This is a genomic window from Hydrogenophaga sp. L76, assembly GCF_057654755.1.
Window position 1 is genome coordinate 721,729 of sequence record NZ_CM172807.1, and the last position, 15,837, is coordinate 737,565.

General features: G+C 63.6%; 15 protein-coding genes. 8 read left to right on the top strand and 7 right to left on the bottom strand.

Annotated elements, in window-relative coordinates:
- Positions 1–55: 55 nt before the first annotated feature.
- The 3 genes from AC23D4_RS03400 (at position 56) to AC23D4_RS03410 (ending at position 2,486) form a co-directional block, all read left to right on the top strand.
- The gene (locus AC23D4_RS03400) at positions 56–646 is read left to right on the top strand and encodes a class I SAM-dependent methyltransferase (RefSeq protein WP_472887128.1); all 591 of its coding nucleotides are present in this window, start codon (positions 56–58) and stop codon (positions 644–646) included.
- A gap of 3 nt (positions 647–649) precedes the next feature.
- Complete coding sequence (locus tag AC23D4_RS03405; RefSeq protein WP_472887127.1) at positions 650–1,141, top strand: VOC family protein; 492 nt, start codon at positions 650–652, stop codon at positions 1,139–1,141.
- A gap of 238 nt (positions 1,142–1,379) precedes the next feature.
- Positions 1,380–2,486, top strand: coding sequence for an NAD(P)/FAD-dependent oxidoreductase (locus AC23D4_RS03410; RefSeq protein ID WP_472887126.1), 1,107 nt, complete (start codon positions 1,380–1,382; stop codon positions 2,484–2,486).
- Positions 2,487–2,516: 30 nt separating this feature from the next.
- Here AC23D4_RS03410 and AC23D4_RS03415 read toward each other — a convergent pair whose 3' ends face one another.
- Positions 2,517–3,602: a quinone-dependent dihydroorotate dehydrogenase gene (locus tag AC23D4_RS03415; protein WP_472887125.1), complete on the bottom strand. Its 1,086-nt coding sequence runs from the start codon at positions 3,600–3,602 to the stop codon at positions 2,517–2,519.
- Between the two features lie 41 nt (positions 3,603–3,643).
- Between AC23D4_RS03415 and rpiA the strand changes: the two genes are divergently transcribed.
- The gene (gene rpiA / locus AC23D4_RS03420; RefSeq protein WP_472887124.1) at positions 3,644–4,315 is read left to right on the top strand and encodes a ribose-5-phosphate isomerase RpiA; all 672 of its coding nucleotides are present in this window, start codon (positions 3,644–3,646) and stop codon (positions 4,313–4,315) included.
- 20 nt (positions 4,316–4,335) lie between these two features.
- On the opposite strand, the gene AC23D4_RS03425 is transcribed toward rpiA, so the two are convergent.
- From AC23D4_RS03425 to AC23D4_RS03435, 3 genes are read right to left on the bottom strand one after another with little or no spacing between them, the layout of a single operon-like run.
- A complete protein-coding gene (locus tag AC23D4_RS03425) occupies positions 4,336–5,013 on the bottom strand; it encodes a glutaredoxin domain-containing protein (protein WP_472887123.1) in 678 nt (225 codons plus the stop codon).
- A 56-nt stretch (positions 5,014–5,069) separates the two neighbouring features.
- On the bottom strand, positions 5,070–7,163 hold the full coding sequence (locus tag AC23D4_RS03430) for a M3 family metallopeptidase (RefSeq protein ID WP_472887122.1): 2,094 nt from the start codon (positions 7,161–7,163) through the stop codon (positions 5,070–5,072).
- A gap of 58 nt (positions 7,164–7,221) precedes the next feature.
- Positions 7,222–7,692, bottom strand: a complete 471-nt coding sequence (locus tag AC23D4_RS03435; protein WP_226462021.1) for a YhbY family RNA-binding protein — start codon at positions 7,690–7,692, stop codon at positions 7,222–7,224.
- Between the two features lie 44 nt (positions 7,693–7,736).
- Between AC23D4_RS03435 and AC23D4_RS03440 the strand changes: the two genes are divergently transcribed.
- From AC23D4_RS03440 to AC23D4_RS03455, 4 genes are all read left to right on the top strand, one after another.
- On the top strand, positions 7,737–8,414 hold the full coding sequence (locus tag AC23D4_RS03440) for an RlmE family RNA methyltransferase (RefSeq protein ID WP_472887121.1): 678 nt from the start codon (positions 7,737–7,739) through the stop codon (positions 8,412–8,414).
- A 136-nt stretch (positions 8,415–8,550) separates the two neighbouring features.
- Positions 8,551–10,470: an ATP-dependent zinc metalloprotease FtsH gene (ftsH, locus tag AC23D4_RS03445; protein WP_472887120.1), complete on the top strand. Its 1,920-nt coding sequence runs from the start codon at positions 8,551–8,553 to the stop codon at positions 10,468–10,470.
- A 69-nt stretch (positions 10,471–10,539) separates the two neighbouring features.
- The gene (folP, locus tag AC23D4_RS03450; RefSeq protein WP_472887119.1) at positions 10,540–11,385 is read left to right on the top strand and encodes a dihydropteroate synthase; all 846 of its coding nucleotides are present in this window, start codon (positions 10,540–10,542) and stop codon (positions 11,383–11,385) included.
- A 217-nt stretch (positions 11,386–11,602) separates the two neighbouring features.
- A complete protein-coding gene (locus AC23D4_RS03455) occupies positions 11,603–12,205 on the top strand; it encodes a lytic transglycosylase domain-containing protein (RefSeq protein WP_472887118.1) in 603 nt (200 codons plus the stop codon).
- 158 nt (positions 12,206–12,363) lie between these two features.
- On the opposite strand, the gene AC23D4_RS03460 is transcribed toward AC23D4_RS03455, so the two are convergent.
- The 3 genes from AC23D4_RS03460 to istA are packed head-to-tail and all read right to left on the bottom strand — an operon-like array spanning position 12,364 to position 14,805.
- Positions 12,364–12,546: a hypothetical protein gene (locus AC23D4_RS03460; RefSeq protein WP_305335885.1), complete on the bottom strand. Its 183-nt coding sequence runs from the start codon at positions 12,544–12,546 to the stop codon at positions 12,364–12,366.
- Positions 12,543–13,307, bottom strand: a complete 765-nt coding sequence (istB, locus tag AC23D4_RS03465; RefSeq protein ID WP_472888557.1) for an IS21-like element helper ATPase IstB — start codon at positions 13,305–13,307, stop codon at positions 12,543–12,545. Before istB ends, AC23D4_RS03460 begins: the two co-directional genes overlap by 4 nt.
- On the bottom strand, positions 13,294–14,805 hold the full coding sequence (gene istA / locus AC23D4_RS03470; protein WP_472890610.1) for an IS21 family transposase: 1,512 nt from the start codon (positions 14,803–14,805) through the stop codon (positions 13,294–13,296). The genes istB and istA overlap by 14 nt, the downstream gene beginning before the upstream one ends.
- Between the last annotated feature and the right edge of the window lie 1,032 nt (positions 14,806–15,837).

The window sequence follows — 15,837 nt, forward strand, 5'->3', positions numbered from 1 at the left end:
AAGCCCGGTGGAAATGGGATACCCTTCGATTCCCGTTGGCTTTGAGGGGTCTCGCATGGACCATGGTCTGGCTTTCGCTCTGGGCTGTCTGCGCAATCCGCGGCGCGTGGGTGCGATTGCTCCCGCGTCCCGTGCACTGGCCCAGGCGGTCTGCGACGAGGCGCTGCGTGGTGCACCCCGGGTGCTGATCGAGGTGGGCGCAGGCACCGGGGCCATCACCCGCAGGCTGGCAATCGCTGCGCAGGCCCTGGACCGCTTCGTGGTCTACGAGCTCGACGCCGACTTCGCCGACCTGCTGCGCATCGCTTTTCCCGAGGTCGAGGTGCTCAACCACTGTGCTTCCCGTGTCGACCGGCTGGTCATCGGGGCCGACATGCCGGTGACGCTGGTCTCGTCACTGCCCCTGTTGTCCATGCCGGCGCACGAGGCGCGCCTGTGCATCGACGCCATGCTGGCGCTGGTCTCGCGCCAGCCCGACTCCCGACTGGTCCAGTACACCTACGCGTCGCCGCATCTGCGCCCGTTTGACGGCATTCCGCCCGGCTGGCGCTGGCGGCGCGCGGCGTCCGTCTGGGCCAACCTGCCGCCGGCCACCGTCTGGACGCTGGAGCAGGTCCCACATTCACTCAACAACGGTATTCACTGATTCATGGAACCACAACAACGTCCCTTCAAGGTGCTGGGCATCCAGCAGATCGCCATCGGCGGACCCGACAAGCAGCGCCTGCAGAAGCTCTGGGTCGACATGCTAGGGCTGGAGGTGACCGGCACCTTCCAGAGCGAGCGCGAAAACGTGGATGAGGACATCTGCGCCATCGGCAGCGGCCCGTTCAAGGTCGAGGTCGATCTGATGCAGCCAATGGACCCGGAGAAGAAGCCCGCGGTGCATGCCACGCCGCTGAACCACATCGGCCTGTGGATCGACGACCTGCCGGTGGCGGTGCAGTGGCTCACAGCCCACGGTGTGCGCTTTGCGCCGGGCGGCATCCGCAAGGGCGCTGCGGGTTTCGACATCACCTTCCTGCACCCGAAGGCGAACGACGAGTTCCCGATCGCGGGCGAGGGCGTGCTGATCGAGCTGGTGCAGGCGCCGCCCGAGGTGGTGAGCGCTTTTGCGAAGCTGGCAGGAAGCCCGGCCTGAACGTTTGACGGAGCCGAGGAGACAGGCCCTGCGGTGTTCGCATCTGCAGGGCCTTTTTTTAATGTGACCCGTCGTGCCAGAGGCTGACAACCTTTCCGGGAAGAAAAGGCAAGTCTTGTGGAATCAGGCATCAAGCGCACGCAGCGCTTGATCGACTTGCACCGGTGTGTTTCATGGGTACAGATGTCAATCTGTGCCAGCATGGGTCAATTTCACATCTTTGTCAGGAGTTGGCTGCATGGAACAGGTGGATGTGGTGGTGATTGGCGCAGGCGTGGTCGGGCTGGCTGTGGCCCGTTCGCTGGCGCTGGCCGGGCGCGAGGTGATGGTGCTGGAGCGTGAGGCGGCCATCGGCACCGGCACGAGTTCGCGCAACAGCGAGGTGATCCACGCTGGCATTTACTACCCGCAGGGCTCCCTCAAGGCCCTTTTATGCGTGCATGGCCGGCAGACGCTCTACGCCTACTGCGCCGAACGCGGGATCGCCCACCGGCGTTGCGGCAAGCTGATCGTGGCCAGCACGGTCTCTCAGGTAGAGGCCTTGCCCGCCATCCAGGACAAGGCCGAACGCAATGGCGTGCGGGACCTGCGTCTGCTCACCAGGGTGGAGGCACGGGCAATGGAGCCGGAGCTGGAGTGCCTGGCCGCCCTGAGCTCTCCGTCAACCGGTATCGTGGACAGCCATGGCCTCATGCTGAGCCTGCAGGGGGATCTCGAAAACGCGGGTGGCCTGGTGGCCTGTCACAGTGAGGTGGACGCTCTGCGGTTCAAGACGTCGGGGATTCAGGTCCTGATGCTGGACGGAACCGTCTTGCTCGCACGTGGCGTGGTCAATGCCGCAGGTCTGCGGGCCTGCGATCTGGCGCGGCGCACGCAGGGCTTGCCGGCATGCCATGTGCCGAAGGCTTGGTTCGCCAAGGGCAGCTATTTCACGCTGAGCGGGCGTTCGCCCTTCGAACGGCTGATTTATCCCGCCCCGGATCCCGTGGCGCACCTGGCCGGACTGGGTGTGCACCTGACCATCGATCTCGGCGGGCAGGCCAAATTTGGTCCGGACGTGCAGTGGACCGACGATCCCGATGACCTGCTGGTGAACCCGGCTGACGCGAAAGGCTTCTACACGGCCGTGCGGCAGTACTGGCCAAGCCTGCCCGACGGAGCGCTTTTACCAGGCTATGCGGGCATGCGACCGAAGATCAGCGGTCCCGACGAGCCTGCGGCCGATTTCCGCATCGATGGTCCGGATGTGCACGGCGTTCCGGGGCTGGTCAATCTGCTGGGGATCGAATCACCGGGGCTGACCAGTTGTCTGGCCATCGGCGAGCACGTGGCCGCCATGCTGTGAGCCCGGTCGCGGTTGTTCCGGGCTTGCCGGTCATGTGCTGCGGAGTGCCTTGATCGCCATGGCTGCTTCCCGGACCAGGGACGGCCCCTTGTAGATCAGTCCGGTGTAGATCTGGACCACGTTGGCCCCCGCCTGGATCTTGCTCACGGCATCGGCACCACAGAGGATGCCGCCCACACCGATGATGGGGAAGCTCTTGCCCAGGCAGGCCCGCAGGCGCCGGATCACGCGGTTGCTGGACGCCAGCACTGGCGCGCCCGAGAGCCCGCCCGCTTCGTTGGCGTGGGGCATTCCAGCCACGGCTTCGCGGCTGAGGGTCGTGTTGGTGGCGATCACGCCAAAGGCGTTGTTGGCCTGCCCCGCGCTGTCGGTGCCGTAACGCATCAATGTGGTGGCAATCACCTCGATCTGCGTGTCGTCCAGATCGGGAGCGATCTTGACGAAGATGGGGATGCGCCGACCCGTTTGCTGGGCCAGGGTTTCGCGCCGTTCAGCGACGGCGCCGAGCAGCGCATCCAGAGCTTCGTCGCTTTGCAGGCTGCGCAGGTTCTGGGTGTTCGGACTGGAAATGTTGACCGTGACGTAGTCAGCGTGCGGGTAAACACCCTCCAGGCAGCTCAGGTAGTCATCGGTGGCGCGCTCGATCGGCGTGCTGGCGTTCTTGCCGATGTTCAGGCCCAGCAGCATCGGATGGGCGCCGCCCTTGGTGCGAAAGCGGGCCCGCTGCACATTGGCGATGAAGGCGTCCAGGCCATCGTTGTTGAAACCCAGCCTGTTGATCAGGGCTTCGGCCTTGGGCAAACGGAACATGCGCGGCTTGGGGTTGCCGGGTTGCGCCTTGGGCGTGACGGTCCCGACTTCGACAAAACCGAAACCCATGGCCGCCAGGCCGTCAATGCAGGCGGCATTTTTGTCCAGCCCTGCAGCCAGACCGACCCGGTTGGGGAAGTTCAGGCCGGCCAGGGTGAGCGGATCGTCGATCCGGGTTTCGCCATAGAGGCAGGTCAGTGGCGAGCGCTGCAGCTTGGCGATGCTGTGCAGCGTGAGTTCATGGGCGGCCTCGGGGTCGAGACCAAAGAGGAAGGGGCGTGCGACAGCGTAGGGCAGGAGGGACATTGGATAATGCGGTGATTCTTTGTAACCGCTGATTGTCTCAAATGACCCAAGACGAACTCAAAGCCCTGGTGGGCCAGGCCGCCCTGCAATACGTGACCCCTGGTGACATCGTCGGTGTGGGCACCGGCTCCACGGTCAACAAGTTCATCGAAGCGCTTGCCTCCATGAAGGACCAGATCCCCGGCGCGGTGTCGAGCTCGGTAGCCTCCACAGCCCGGCTGAAAGCGCTGGGCATCCCGGTCTTCGAAGCCAATGAAGTGGCCGAACTGTCGGTCTACATCGATGGCGCCGACGAAATCGACGCGCAGGGTCACATGATCAAGGGCGGTGGCGCGGCGCTCACACGCGAGAAGATCGTGGCCGCCCAGTCACGCCGGTTCGTCTGCATCGCCGACGAATCCAAGATGGTGAAGGCCCTGGGTGCTTTTCCGCTGCCGGTGGAGGTGATCCCGATGGCCACGGCCCGGTTGATCCGCCAGTTTGCCGCCCTCGGCGGCAAGGCTCACCTGCGGCTCAAGGACGGCGCTCCGCTGGTGACCGACAACGGTCAACACATCCTGGATGTGACCGGCCTTCAGATCACCAATCCGCTGGCCTTCGAGAGCGAAGTGAACCAGTGGCCTGGCGTGGTCACCGTGGGTGTGTTCGCCCACCAGAAAGCCAGCGTCTGTCTGCTGGGCACCAGCAGCGGGGTGAAGACGCTGACGTTCTGAGTCTCAGTGCCAGAACCTGTTCAGAAACGGATGCCGGCCGGATTCTCGGTCGGCGCTGTCACCGGTGTCTCAGCCGGTTGCACAGGGGGCCTGGCCGGAGCCACGTTTGGCCTCGCTGCCGCAGCCTGCGCGGGTTGTGTCGCCACCAGCGCCGTCGCAGCGGGTCGGCGGAAGTTGGTCGGCAGGACGGACTGCTTGGGGTAGCCCGCTGCGTCCAGGTACTGCGTCCAATCGGTTTCCGAGAACCCCTTGAGTTGTTGCCCGCCGATGCTGAGGAAGGGCATCGACGATTCTCCACTCAGGCGTTTCAGTGCCGCTACGTCCTCGGCGGAGGTGACTGTTTTTTCTGTGTAAGGCACGCCGCGCGCATTGAGCAGGTTGCGTCCGGTGTTGCAGGGCGCGCAATCGGTCGTGGTGTAGAGGGTGACCGGATAGCGGCTGACCGCCTGGCGCAGTTCCAGCGGCAGTTGTGGGTTGCTTGCCGCTGCGGCGCTGGCGGAGGCTCCGTCCACGACGGAAGCCTTGGCGCTGGCTGGTGGCGGCTGGTCCGAATAGGTCACCTTGCCATCGGGTCCCACGACGCGGTAGACGCCTTGGGCCGAGGCCCAGGATGTTGCGAGTGCGCCGAGCGCTATGCCGACCACCGCCGCGCGCATCAGCTTGTGCATCGGGAAAGCAGGGGAAGGGGTGATGGTCATGTCAAATCCTTCTGGCAAAAGCAGGTTCCAAACCACATTCAGGAGGGCGTTCGCTGTCAGGCCATGCCCTGGTGACGCAGCAAGGCATCAATGCCCGGCTCCCGCCCGCGGAACGCCTTGAAAGACGCCATGGCCGGACGGCTGCCACCGGCTTCCAGGATCGCCTCACGGTAGCGTCGACCCGTTTCCACATCCAGCGTGCTGTGCCCATTCTTCTGGGCCGCTTCTTCGAAGGCTGCGTAGGCATCGGCCGACAGCACTTCGGCCCACTTGTAGCTGTAGTAGCCGGCAGAATAACCGCCCGCGAAGATGTGGCTGAAGGTGTGGGGCGTGCGGCTGTAGGCGGGCGGCTGCAGGACGGCCACTTCATCGCGCACCTGTTGCTGCAGCGCCAGGATGGCGTCGCCACCGGTGACGGGCTGGAGCTGGCTGTGCAGCAGCATGTCGAACAGCGAAAACTCCACCTGCCGCAGCGTCTGCAGACCACTCTGGTAGTTCTTGGCCGCCAGCATCTTGTCGAACAAGGCGCGAGGCAGCGGCTCACCGGTGTCCACATGGGCCGTCATGTGTTTGAGCACGTCCCATTCCCAGCAGAAGTTTTCCATGAACTGGCTGGGCAACTCCACCGCGTCCCACTCCACGCCGCTGATGCCCGAGACATCGCGCTCGTTCACCTGGGTCAGCATGTGGTGCAGGCCGTGGCCGAACTCGTGGAAGAGGGTGATGACGTCGTCGTGCGTCAGCAGCGGCGGTTTTTTTACGCCGTCGACTTCGACGCCTTCAGCGAAGTTGCACACCAGATGTGCCACCGGTGTCTGCAGCGCGCCGGTGTCCGGGCGCAACCAGCGGGCGCGCACATCGTCCATCCAGGCTCCGCCACGTTTGCCCGTGCGGGCGGCTGGGTCGAGGTAGAACTGGCCCACAAGCTGGGCGCCGGCCGGCGAAGTGCGTTCGATGCGGTAGAACTCCACGCCGGGGTGCCAGACCGGCGCCGTGTCGCGGCGAATGGCTACTTCGAACAGCGTTTCAACGATCTGGAACAGCCCGGCGAGCACCTTGGGCGCGGTGAAATAGGGTTTGACTTCCTGCTCACTGAAGGCGTAGCGCGCCTCCTTGAGCTTTTCGCCGATGTAGGGCCAGTCCCAGGCCTGCGGGTCGGTCAGGCCGAGTTCGCTGGCGGCAAATTCACGCAGGTCCGCCAGGTCTTTGTCGGCATACGGGCGCGCCTTGCCCGCCAGATCGCGCAGGAACTGGATCACCTGTTCGGGTGATTCGGCCATCTTGGGCACCAGCGACACGTCGCCAAAATGCCGGTAGCCCAGCAACTGCGCTTCTTCATGGCGCAGGGCCAGCAGTTCGGCCATGATGGCGGTGTTGTCGAACTTGAGCGCCTCCGCGGCTGCCTGGTCGCTGGCCCGCGTGACGTAGGCCCGGTAGAGCTGTTCGCGCAGCGCGCTGCTGTGGGCGAACTGCATGACCGGCAAGTAGCAAGGCATCTTGAGGGTCAGCTTGTGACCCGTCTGGCCTTCTGCCTGGGCTGCAGCGGCCGTGGCCTGCAACACGTCGGCCGGAACACCCGCCAGCTCTTCGGTGGAGACGATCAGTGAAAACGCGTCGGTCGCGTCCAGTGCGTTTTCGCTGAATTTTTGCCCCAGCTCGGCCTGACGCTCCTGCAACCAGGCAAAACGGGCCTTCGCCTCGCCCTGCAGTTCCGCGCCGCCGAGCACAAAGCTGCGCATGGCGTTCTTGTGCGCCTGGGCCTGCTCGGTGTTCAGGCTGGCCTGGTCCATGGCCTTGTACTTGGCGTAGAGGCGTTCGTCCGAGCCGAGCCGGGTCCAGAATTCGGTGACCTTGGGCAGGGCGTCGTTGTAGGCGGCGCGCAACTCGGGCGTGTCGGCCACGCTGTTGAGGTGGCTGACGGCGCCCCAGGCGCGCGAAAGGCGCTCGGTGGCCACGTCCAGCGTGCCGGCGATGGCTGCCCATTCAGCCGGGAACGTGTCTGCCGTGACCTGCTCCAGCGCGCGGTTGGCGTCGGTCAGCAAGACGTCCAGCGCCGGAGCCACCTGGTCCGGCGCGATGGCGTCAAAACGCGGCAAATCGGAGAAATCCAGCAGGGGCAGGGTGGCGCCGGGCGCAGTTTGAAGGTTCATGCGGTCTCAGATGGTGCGCGACAAGGGAAGTTCAAGCCGCTGGTGGCCGGGCATCGGCTCACTGGGCGCTCTTCTTGATGCTCTTCTTCATGACCTTGGCGCGCTTGACCTGGCCGCCGGGTGTGAGGCGCTGGTTGCCCAGGACGCGCACCACCTTGACTTCGGGACGCTGACCGCCCCGTTTGCTGAACTTGAGCACCTTGACGTCGCGCGGTCCCGGCATGCGCTCTTCGTCCGTCGTTTTTTCTTTCTCGGGCATCGGGCGCCACAGCACCAGCAGTTTGCCGATGTGCTGGATCGGTGCGGCGTCGAGTTCGTCGGCCAGCGTTTTGAGCATGAGCTCTCGCGCGGCACGGTCGTCGCTGAACACGCGCACCTTGATCAGGCCGTGGGCCTTCAGGGCGTTGTCGATTTCTTTCTTGACGGACGGGCTCAGTCCATCGCCGCCAACGAGGACGACGGGATCGAGGTGGTGGGCATCAGCGCGGTGGACTTTGCGCTGGGCGGGAGTGAGTGTGATCTGGGGCATGGGACAATTATCGTTTACACAGAACTGAAAAGACCTTTATGGGCATGAAAGTCAAGACCCAGAGCAAGAAGGTCAACAAGGCCTGGCTCAACCAGCACGTCAACGATCCTTATGTGAAGCTGGCGAAAAGAGACGGCTACCGCGCGCGGGCCGCCTACAAGCTCAAGGAAATTGACGAAACCCTGAGCCTGATCCACCCCGGCCACTGCGTGGTCGACCTGGGCTCGGCGCCAGGCGCCTGGAGCCAGTACGTGCGGCGCCGCCTGAGCCCGCAGGGTGCAGCGGTGGGCGAACTCCATGGTCAGATCATCGCGCTCGACATGTTGCCCATGGATGCGGTGGAAGGCGTTCATTTCATCCTGGGCGACTTCCGCGAACCCGAGGTGCTGGCGTCGCTGGAGCAGGCCTTGATCGACCGGGGCGTGGAGGCTGTGGATGTGGTGGTTTCCGACATGGCGCCCAATCTGTCGGGCATCGGATTGTCCGATGCCGCGCGCATCACCGACCTGATCGAACTGGCGGTGGATTTCAGCGTGCATCACCTCAAACCCGACGGCGCGCTGGTGGTCAAACTCTTCCATGGCGGGGCCTACGACCCCACAGTCGCCCTGTTTCGCCAGACCTTTCGCGTGGTGAAGGCCATCAAGCCCAAAGCTTCCCGCGATAAATCTTCTGAAACCTTTCTGGTGGGTCTGGGTCTGAAACCTCAGGTGCGCACCTGAAGACACCGCGCGGATACAAAAAATCCAACCATGCGATTGACATGACCAAGTCATTTGTCAATGGCAGGTCTTCTTGAAAGTCCTAAAATGGGCTCAATATGCGTATTTACGACAATGTTCTAGCCAGGAGCTGCACTTGAACAACCAGTGGTTCTCGAAAATCGCCGTGTGGATGGTTATCGCCATGGTGCTTTTCACCGTCTTCAAGCAGTTCGACGGTCGCGCGACCGCGAGCGCCGGCTACATGGGGTACTCCGAGTTCCTCGATGAGGTCAAGGCCCAGCGCATCAAGAGCGCCACCATCCAGGAAGGTCAGGGCGGCACGGAGATCGTGGCCGTTACCCAGGACGACCGTCGCATCCGCACCACCGCGACCTATCTGGACCGCGGACTGGTGGGCGACCTGATCAACAACAACGTGAAATTCGACGTGCGTCCGCGCGAAGAAGGCTCGCTGCTCATGACCTTGCTGGTCAGCTGGGGCCCGATGCTGCTGCTGATCGGCGTCTGGATCTACTTCATGCGGCAGATGCAGGGTGGCGGCAAAGGCGGGGCATTCAGCTTCGGCAAAAGCAAGGCCCGCATGCTGGACGAGAACAACAACACCGTGACCTTTGCCGATGTCGCTGGCTGCGACGAGGCCAAGGAAGAGGTTAAGGAAGTCGTGGACTTCCTGAAAGACCCTGCCAAGTTCCAGAAACTGGGTGGACGCATTCCGCGCGGCCTGTTGCTGGTCGGCCCTCCGGGCACTGGCAAGACGCTGCTGGCCAAGGGCATTGCAGGCGAAGCCAAGGTGCCGTTCTTCAGCATCTCGGGTTCCGACTTCGTGGAAATGTTCGTTGGCGTGGGCGCGGCCCGCGTGCGCGACATGTTCGAAAACGCCAAGAAGAACGCTCCCTGCATCATCTTCATCGACGAAATCGACGCGGTCGGCCGCCAGCGTGGCGCCGGCTTGGGCGGTGGTAACGACGAGCGCGAGCAGACCCTGAACCAGATGCTGGTCGAGATGGATGGTTTCGAGACCAACCTGGGTGTGATCGTGGTGGCTGCCACGAACCGCCCCGACATCCTGGACGCTGCCTTGCTGCGCCCGGGCCGTTTTGACCGTCAGGTGTATGTCACGCTGCCCGATATCCGCGGCCGCGAACAGATCCTTCACGTGCACATGCGCAAGGTGCCTTTGGGTACAGACGTGAATCCGAGCGTCATCGCACGGGGCACGCCTGGCATGAGTGGTGCCGACCTGGCCAACCTCTGCAACGAAGCCGCCCTGATGGCCGCACGCCGCAATGCCCGTGTGGTCGAGATGCAGGACTTCGAGAAGGCCAAGGACAAGATCTTCATGGGCCCTGAGCGCAAGAGCATGGTGATGCCCGAGGAAGAGCGTCGCAACACGGCCTACCACGAGTCGGGCCACGCGCTGATCGGCAAGCTGCTGCCCAAGTGCGACCCGGTGCACAAGGTCACCATCATCCCGCGCGGCCGCGCCCTGGGTGTGACCATGAGCCTGCCGGCACAGGACCGCTACAGCTACGACAAGGACTACATGCTGAACCAGATCAGCATGCTCTTTGGTGGCCGCATCGCCGAAGAGGTGTTCATGCACCAGATGACGACCGGCGCTTCCAACGACTTCGAGCGCGCCACCACGATCGCGCGCGACATGGTTATGCGCTATGGCATGACCGATGCGCTGGGTCCCATGGTGTATGCCGAAAATGAAGGCGAGGTGTTTCTGGGTCGCTCGGTGACCAAAACGACCAACATGAGCGAGTCGACGATGCAGAAGGTGGACGCCGAGGTGCGCCGCATCATCGACCAGCAATACAAACTGGCGCGTGACCTGATCGAAGAAAACAGCGACAAGATGCACGCCATGGCCAAGGCCCTGCTGGAGTGGGAAACCATCGACGCCGACCAACTCGACGACATCATGGCCGGCAAGCCGCCCCGTCCACCCAAGGACTGGACGCCGCGCAATCCCTCGGTGGGGGGTGGTGGTGGCAGTGGTGGAACACCCGCTGTGAACACCGATCCGGCGCCAACAGCGGCCTGATATCGCAGGTCGTCACCTGCATTCACCTAACGGGGCCTCTGGCCCCGTTGCTTTTTCCGGGTCCCATTCATGCACTGGCAAACTTCCCGTTTCGACATCGACCTGACCCAGCCCAAGATCATGGGCATCGTCAACGTCACGCCTGACTCCTTTTCAGACGGCGGCCAACATGCCGGCACGCGAGCCGCGCTGGCGCACTGCGAGCAGTTGCTGAAAGATGGGGCGCACATCCTCGACATCGGTGGCGAATCCACCCGACCGGGCAGCCCGGCGGTGCCACTGGATGAGGAACTGGCGCGCGTGTTGCCCGTGGTTCGCGAAGCTGCGAAGCTTGGAGTGCCATTGTCCGTGGACACCTACAAACCCGAGGTCATGCGGGCAGTTCTGGACGAAGGGGCCGACATCATCAACGACATCTGGGCGCTGCGTCAGGGCGATGCTTTGAAGGTGGTCGCATCGCACCCGCGCTGTGGCGTGTGCCTGATGCACATGCACCGCGATCCGCAGACCATGCAGGTCGCGCCCATGCAGGGGGATGTGGTGCCGCTGGTGGTGGCCTTCCTGCGGCAACGTGTGGATGCACTGCGCACCCTGAATGTGGCTGCCGAGCGCATCGTTCTCGATCCCGGCATCGGATTTGGCAAGACTGTCGAGCAAAACTTCAGCCTGCTCGCACGCCAGCAGGCGTTGCTCGTCGAGGGCTACCCCCTGCTGGCCGGCTGGTCGCGCAAGTCCTCGCTGGGTGCGGTCACCGGGCGAGACGTGCCTGCCGAGCGCGTGTCGGCCAGCGTGGCGGCGGCCTTGTTGGCCGTGGACAGGGGAGGACGTGTGGTTCGAGTACACGATGTGCGGGAAACCGGCGATGTGTTGGCGGTGTGGGCCGCCATGCAGGCCTCAAAAGCACCGCTTTTCTGAATCATCCTCAAGTTGTAGTTTACAAAATGATACAACTAAAGTGTCTGAATTTTTCTTGTTGATCGGATTGTTATAATACACAAGTTACAATAACCAGCAATAAAACTGATTTCAGGAGGAAACGGCCGCACCCCGGCGTTCGCTCTGGTCATCATTGCCGACACCTGCGCGGCAGTGCGCTGATTCAGGGCGCGGTGCGTTGCCGTTGCTGGTTCCCATGCTGGATTGCCCCGATCTGTCGGTACCCCATGAAGTGATGCTGCACGTGGTCCACGTGGAGTCGTCACGCAATCCTTTCGCCATCGGCGTCGTGGGTGGGTATCTTGCCAGTCAGCCCAAAAGCCTTGTAGAGGCACTGGCGGCGGTTCGGCAGCTGAAAGAAGAAGGCTACAACTTCTCGGTCGGTATTGCTCAGGTCAATCGCTACAACCTGGCGAAATACGGCTTGAATACCTACGCTGAAGCGTTCGATGTTTGCTCGAACCTCAAGGCGGGTTCCCGCATTCTCCGCGAGTGCTATGACCGCGCCCAGGACTGGGGCAAGGCGTTCAGCTGCTACTACTCAGGCAACTTCGCTACCGGGTTTGAACACGGCTACGTACAGAAGATCTTTGCGTCCATGCGCAAGGTTCAGTTTGCCCTTGTGGCACAAGCCGAACCGGTCAGGATCATTCCCTACAGCAACAACCCGCGAAAACCAGCCCGGGACGACAACGTGCCCCTGGGCAGCGCAAGTGCGGCAACCGCAGCAGTCTCCGGGCAGGCCACTGTTGTTAGCGGCGATCTAAACCCGCGTAAATCTGGCGGCGGTAAATGGTGACGGAATCCGGTGGTCATTTGTGGCGGCGGATTCTGGTGGCGGCTTTCGGTGCTGAGTGCGCCACCAACAGCAAGGGCCCCGTCAGGGGCCCTTGCTGTTGGCGTGGGAGATTCGTCGTTGTTCAGAACGGCAACTCCGGGTCAAAGTCGTCCAGCGATTCACTGTGTCACGCGCTGCTCGCGCAGCAGGTTCTGGATGACCCGGCCGTAATGGGTCCAGACGCGATCGCGCAGATCATCAAGCAACTCCATCACCGCCAAGGCCTGCTCTGGTGTCCAGGTGTCGTCCACCGTGAAGGGCAGCCCATGGTGCAGTCCTGAAGGCGGGTGCCACGGCTTCATGCTGTTTCCTTCGACGGTTTGCGCTTTGCGGTGCGCGCCCGGGCGCGTTCTTGTGCCTCCTTGTGCCGGTACGACTGGCCCTTGATACCGACAATTTCGGCGTGGTGGACCAGGCGGTCCACGAGTGCGACCACGCAGGCCGCGTTGGGGAACACTTCACCCCACTCGGCAAACGATTTGTTCGTGGTGATCAGCGTGCTCTTGTGCTCGTGGCGCCGGCTGATCAACTCGAACAGCAGATCGGCATAGCGGCTGGAATACGACAGATACCCGACCTCATCAATGGCCAGGAGCTCTGGCCTGGCGTAGTGGCGCAGCCGGGTGCGCAGTGCCGAATCGCTGTCCAGACTGGCCAGCTCGCCCAGCAGCTTGCCGGCGGTGGTGAACAGGACGGTGTGTCCCTGCAACACCGCCTGGTGCGCAATGTTCTGCGCGATCGTGGTCTTGCCGACCCCGGAGGGCCCCACCAGGATGGCGTTGCTGGCGTTTTGCAGGAACTGCAGCGTCATCAGCTCGCTCACGCTGGCCTGGTCAATCTGCTCGGGCCAGCGCCAGTCGTAATCCACCAAGGGCTTGAAGCGCCCGATGCGCGCACTGTGCAGGCGCCGCTCCATGGATCGGCGGGTTCTCTCCTGCTCTTCCCAGTCCAGCAATGTGCCCACCCAGGGTTCGGTGCAGCAGGTACTCCAGTTGGCCAGCACCCCGTGCAGTTGCAACGCCTGGGCGCGGTGTTTGAGTGTGGCCGAATCAGTTGCTGGCATCGTCACTCTCCTGCGTGAGACGGTCATAGCTGTCCAGGCTGTGGGGGCGCACGGCGATGTCGCGCGCGCGCACCTGCGCGGACAGGGCCACGCCCAGCGGGGGCGGGGTTTGCTGCTGGCGCTGGCGTTGGCGTTGGTGTTGCAGCGCCAGACGAACCGCATGGGGGTGCGGCACACCGCGGCTCATGGCATCGGCGACGGCGGCCGTCATCTGCGTGCGTCCATGCACATCCAGGAGTTCCTGCAACTCACGGGCGATGCGTCCCAGCGGCTCACCCCGCTTGGCCGCCTCTGTCAGCAAATCCTGCACCTGAGGCAGCGCGTGCACCAGGCGGTCCGTGTCGCGATGGGCTCGCGCGGCTCGCTTGTGCTGCACCAGTTCCTGCACATGGGCCTCGATCTCGATCTGCTGAGCCTTGTCCCAGCAACGCGGGTGCGTGGCCAGTGCCTGCTGGCCGTCCAGAATACGCACCTCATGCAGGCTGGCGTGCACGCTCAGGCTGCGCTGTACGTGGGTGTGGGGGATGGAATAGTCGTTCAGGTCAAAGCGAACATAGGGTGTCTTGGCCGCTGTCACGCCGCGGATCTCATCGCAACAAAACGGTGTGACCGGGATGTCCATCAGGTGCGCCTTCTCTTGGTCAAAGGCCTGCTGCACCGACAGCTGGGAGTCCTCGGGGCAGCGCCGAGCGCTGGCTGCCCCGTTCACCCAGGCATCGGCCTGGGCATTGAGATCGTCGAGGCCGTCAAAGGTGCGTCCCTCGAAGAAGGCCGTGCGGATGTAGCGGATGGCCCGCTCCACGCGGCCCTTCTCATTGCCCCGGGCCGGGGCCACGGGCCTGGCCTCGAAGCGGTAGTGCGCCGAGAGTGCCAGCAAGGTGGGATTGAAGCGGATGGCCTGCCCCCTGCGTTCGAGCACCGCGCTCTTGAGGTTGTCGTACAAGACGACCCTGGGAACGGACTCCCAGGATTCAAAGGCCTGGACGTGGCCGCGCAGGAAGTTCTCCATGTGCGCGCCCAGGAAGAAGCGCAGGAAGATGCGTCTGGACCAGGACAGGACCATCACAAAGGCCATCAGGGGTCGCCTGGCTTGCCCGATCTGGATGTGGCCGAAGTGGCCCCAGTCGCATTGCCCCTGTTCACCGGGCAAGGTGCGCAGGCGCAAGTAGGCCTGTGCTGGGGGGCGTGGACGGTGCCTGGCGACGATGTGGCGAAAGTGGTCGGGGCGTCCCTCGTAACCGCGCTCGGCGACCATGGTGTGCAACCGGCTGGCCGTGAGGTTGGGGAACTGCTTCAGGGTCTCTTCAATAAAGGGCAGGTAGGGGCTCACGCCCGAGGTGCGTTGTGCGGGCACTATGGGGGCGGCGCCGGCCTGGGTGAGCACGCGCATGACGGTCTCGCGGTGCACGCCCAGCTGGGACGAGATCGTTCCCACCGGCCAGTGCTCGGCGTGGTGGTAGCGCAGGATCTGCGCCGTGAGTTCAGGTGAAATGGCCATGTGAGTCGGTACTCCATACGGATGGTTTCGATGGGCGACGAAAGCGGCAACGCAAATAGTCCAGGCGTACAAAATTCGAGACCGAACGGCCGCAAAACTGGCACTTGCAGCGTTGACTTGCGTCTGGGATCAGAGCGGTTGTTTCGCCGGGTGGGAGTACATCAGTGCAGGGCGGTGGTGGGCTACCCTGATGCGTCACTGTTTGCTGGCGCGCCCTCCATTGCCCCTGGCGTCTGGCGTGAGCGTGACGGCCCTTGCGGCTGTCCTGGTAGCGTTTGCCGGCTGCGCGCTGGGCGCCACTTCTGGCCTGGTGCGAGCAGGCCGCGCTGCAGTAGCGCTGGCCGCGGTCGCAGTGGCTGCAGATGAGCACAGGGCAGCGGCACAGGGCGCACACAAAGCGTCTGGGCGGTGGTGACGGCGCGGGCTGGGCAGTGGGCATGGGCGCTCCATTCCCATGCGTGAGCCCATGCTATGGACAGCCACGCCCGCTTCGTGAAATACTGACAGCGGCAACGGCGCCCTCCAAAGCGGTGGGTCTCGGGGCGCGACAGTGGGTTTACCGGAAAGTGACTGTCACTGTCGCGCCTGCTTCTTACACGGGTAGGCGATATGTAACGCAAAACACCAGCGCTGCGCCATACCCCTGCGCTGACTCATGCCCGCCATGCCACGGCCAAAGCAGGCACGCCCCCCCCCCGGCACACCTCAGTGCCCTGCAGAACGGGCACCCCCCATTCAACTCAAAGGAAGTTCAAGGCATTCAGCTGACTGAAGCGGGTGAACGCGTCTGGCTTGCTCCCGACACCAGATTTACGCGGAAACTGACAGCCGTTCACAACTGTTTATCCAGAGCCGTACAACATCCGCAAATACCAGCCTTCGACGCCGTTGTCCGTGACGGCGGCGGCGCTGGCCAACGCCCAGGCGCCCTCGCAGCGATTGCCAACCAGCGGCACCGGCATCGAAACAGCAGAAAGCCGTCCTGCCATACCCGTCCCTGGACAGGGCGCCGTCATGGTGGGCGCGACAAAG

What these genes read in the sequence shown, in the direction of transcription:
- AC23D4_RS03400 (WP_472887128.1), top strand. Translation starts at nt 56, where the DNA reads ATGGACCATGGTCTGGCTTTCGCTCTGGGCTGTCTGCGCAATCCGCGG.
- AC23D4_RS03405 (WP_472887127.1), top strand. Translation starts at nt 650, where the DNA reads ATGGAACCACAACAACGTCCCTTCAAGGTGCTGGGCATCCAGCAGATC.
- AC23D4_RS03410 (WP_472887126.1), top strand. Translation starts at nt 1,380, where the DNA reads ATGGAACAGGTGGATGTGGTGGTGATTGGCGCAGGCGTGGTCGGGCTG.
- AC23D4_RS03415 (WP_472887125.1), bottom strand. Translation starts at nt 3,602, where the DNA reads ATGTCCCTCCTGCCCTACGCTGTCGCACGCCCCTTCCTCTTTGGTCTC.
- rpiA (WP_472887124.1), top strand. Translation starts at nt 3,644, where the DNA reads ATGACCCAAGACGAACTCAAAGCCCTGGTGGGCCAGGCCGCCCTGCAA.
- AC23D4_RS03425 (WP_472887123.1), bottom strand. Translation starts at nt 5,013, where the DNA reads ATGACCATCACCCCTTCCCCTGCTTTCCCGATGCACAAGCTGATGCGC.
- AC23D4_RS03430 (WP_472887122.1), bottom strand. Translation starts at nt 7,163, where the DNA reads ATGAACCTTCAAACTGCGCCCGGCGCCACCCTGCCCCTGCTGGATTTC.
- AC23D4_RS03435 (WP_226462021.1), bottom strand. Translation starts at nt 7,692, where the DNA reads ATGCCCCAGATCACACTCACTCCCGCCCAGCGCAAAGTCCACCGCGCT.
- AC23D4_RS03440 (WP_472887121.1), top strand. Translation starts at nt 7,737, where the DNA reads ATGAAAGTCAAGACCCAGAGCAAGAAGGTCAACAAGGCCTGGCTCAAC.
- folP (WP_472887119.1), top strand. Translation starts at nt 10,540, where the DNA reads ATGCACTGGCAAACTTCCCGTTTCGACATCGACCTGACCCAGCCCAAG.
- AC23D4_RS03455 (WP_472887118.1), top strand. Translation starts at nt 11,603, where the DNA reads ATGCTGGATTGCCCCGATCTGTCGGTACCCCATGAAGTGATGCTGCAC.
- AC23D4_RS03460 (WP_305335885.1), bottom strand. Translation starts at nt 12,546, where the DNA reads ATGAAGCCGTGGCACCCGCCTTCAGGACTGCACCATGGGCTGCCCTTC.
- istB (WP_472888557.1), bottom strand. Translation starts at nt 13,307, where the DNA reads ATGCCAGCAACTGATTCGGCCACACTCAAACACCGCGCCCAGGCGTTG.
- istA (WP_472890610.1), bottom strand. Translation starts at nt 14,805, where the DNA reads ATGGCCATTTCACCTGAACTCACGGCGCAGATCCTGCGCTACCACCAC.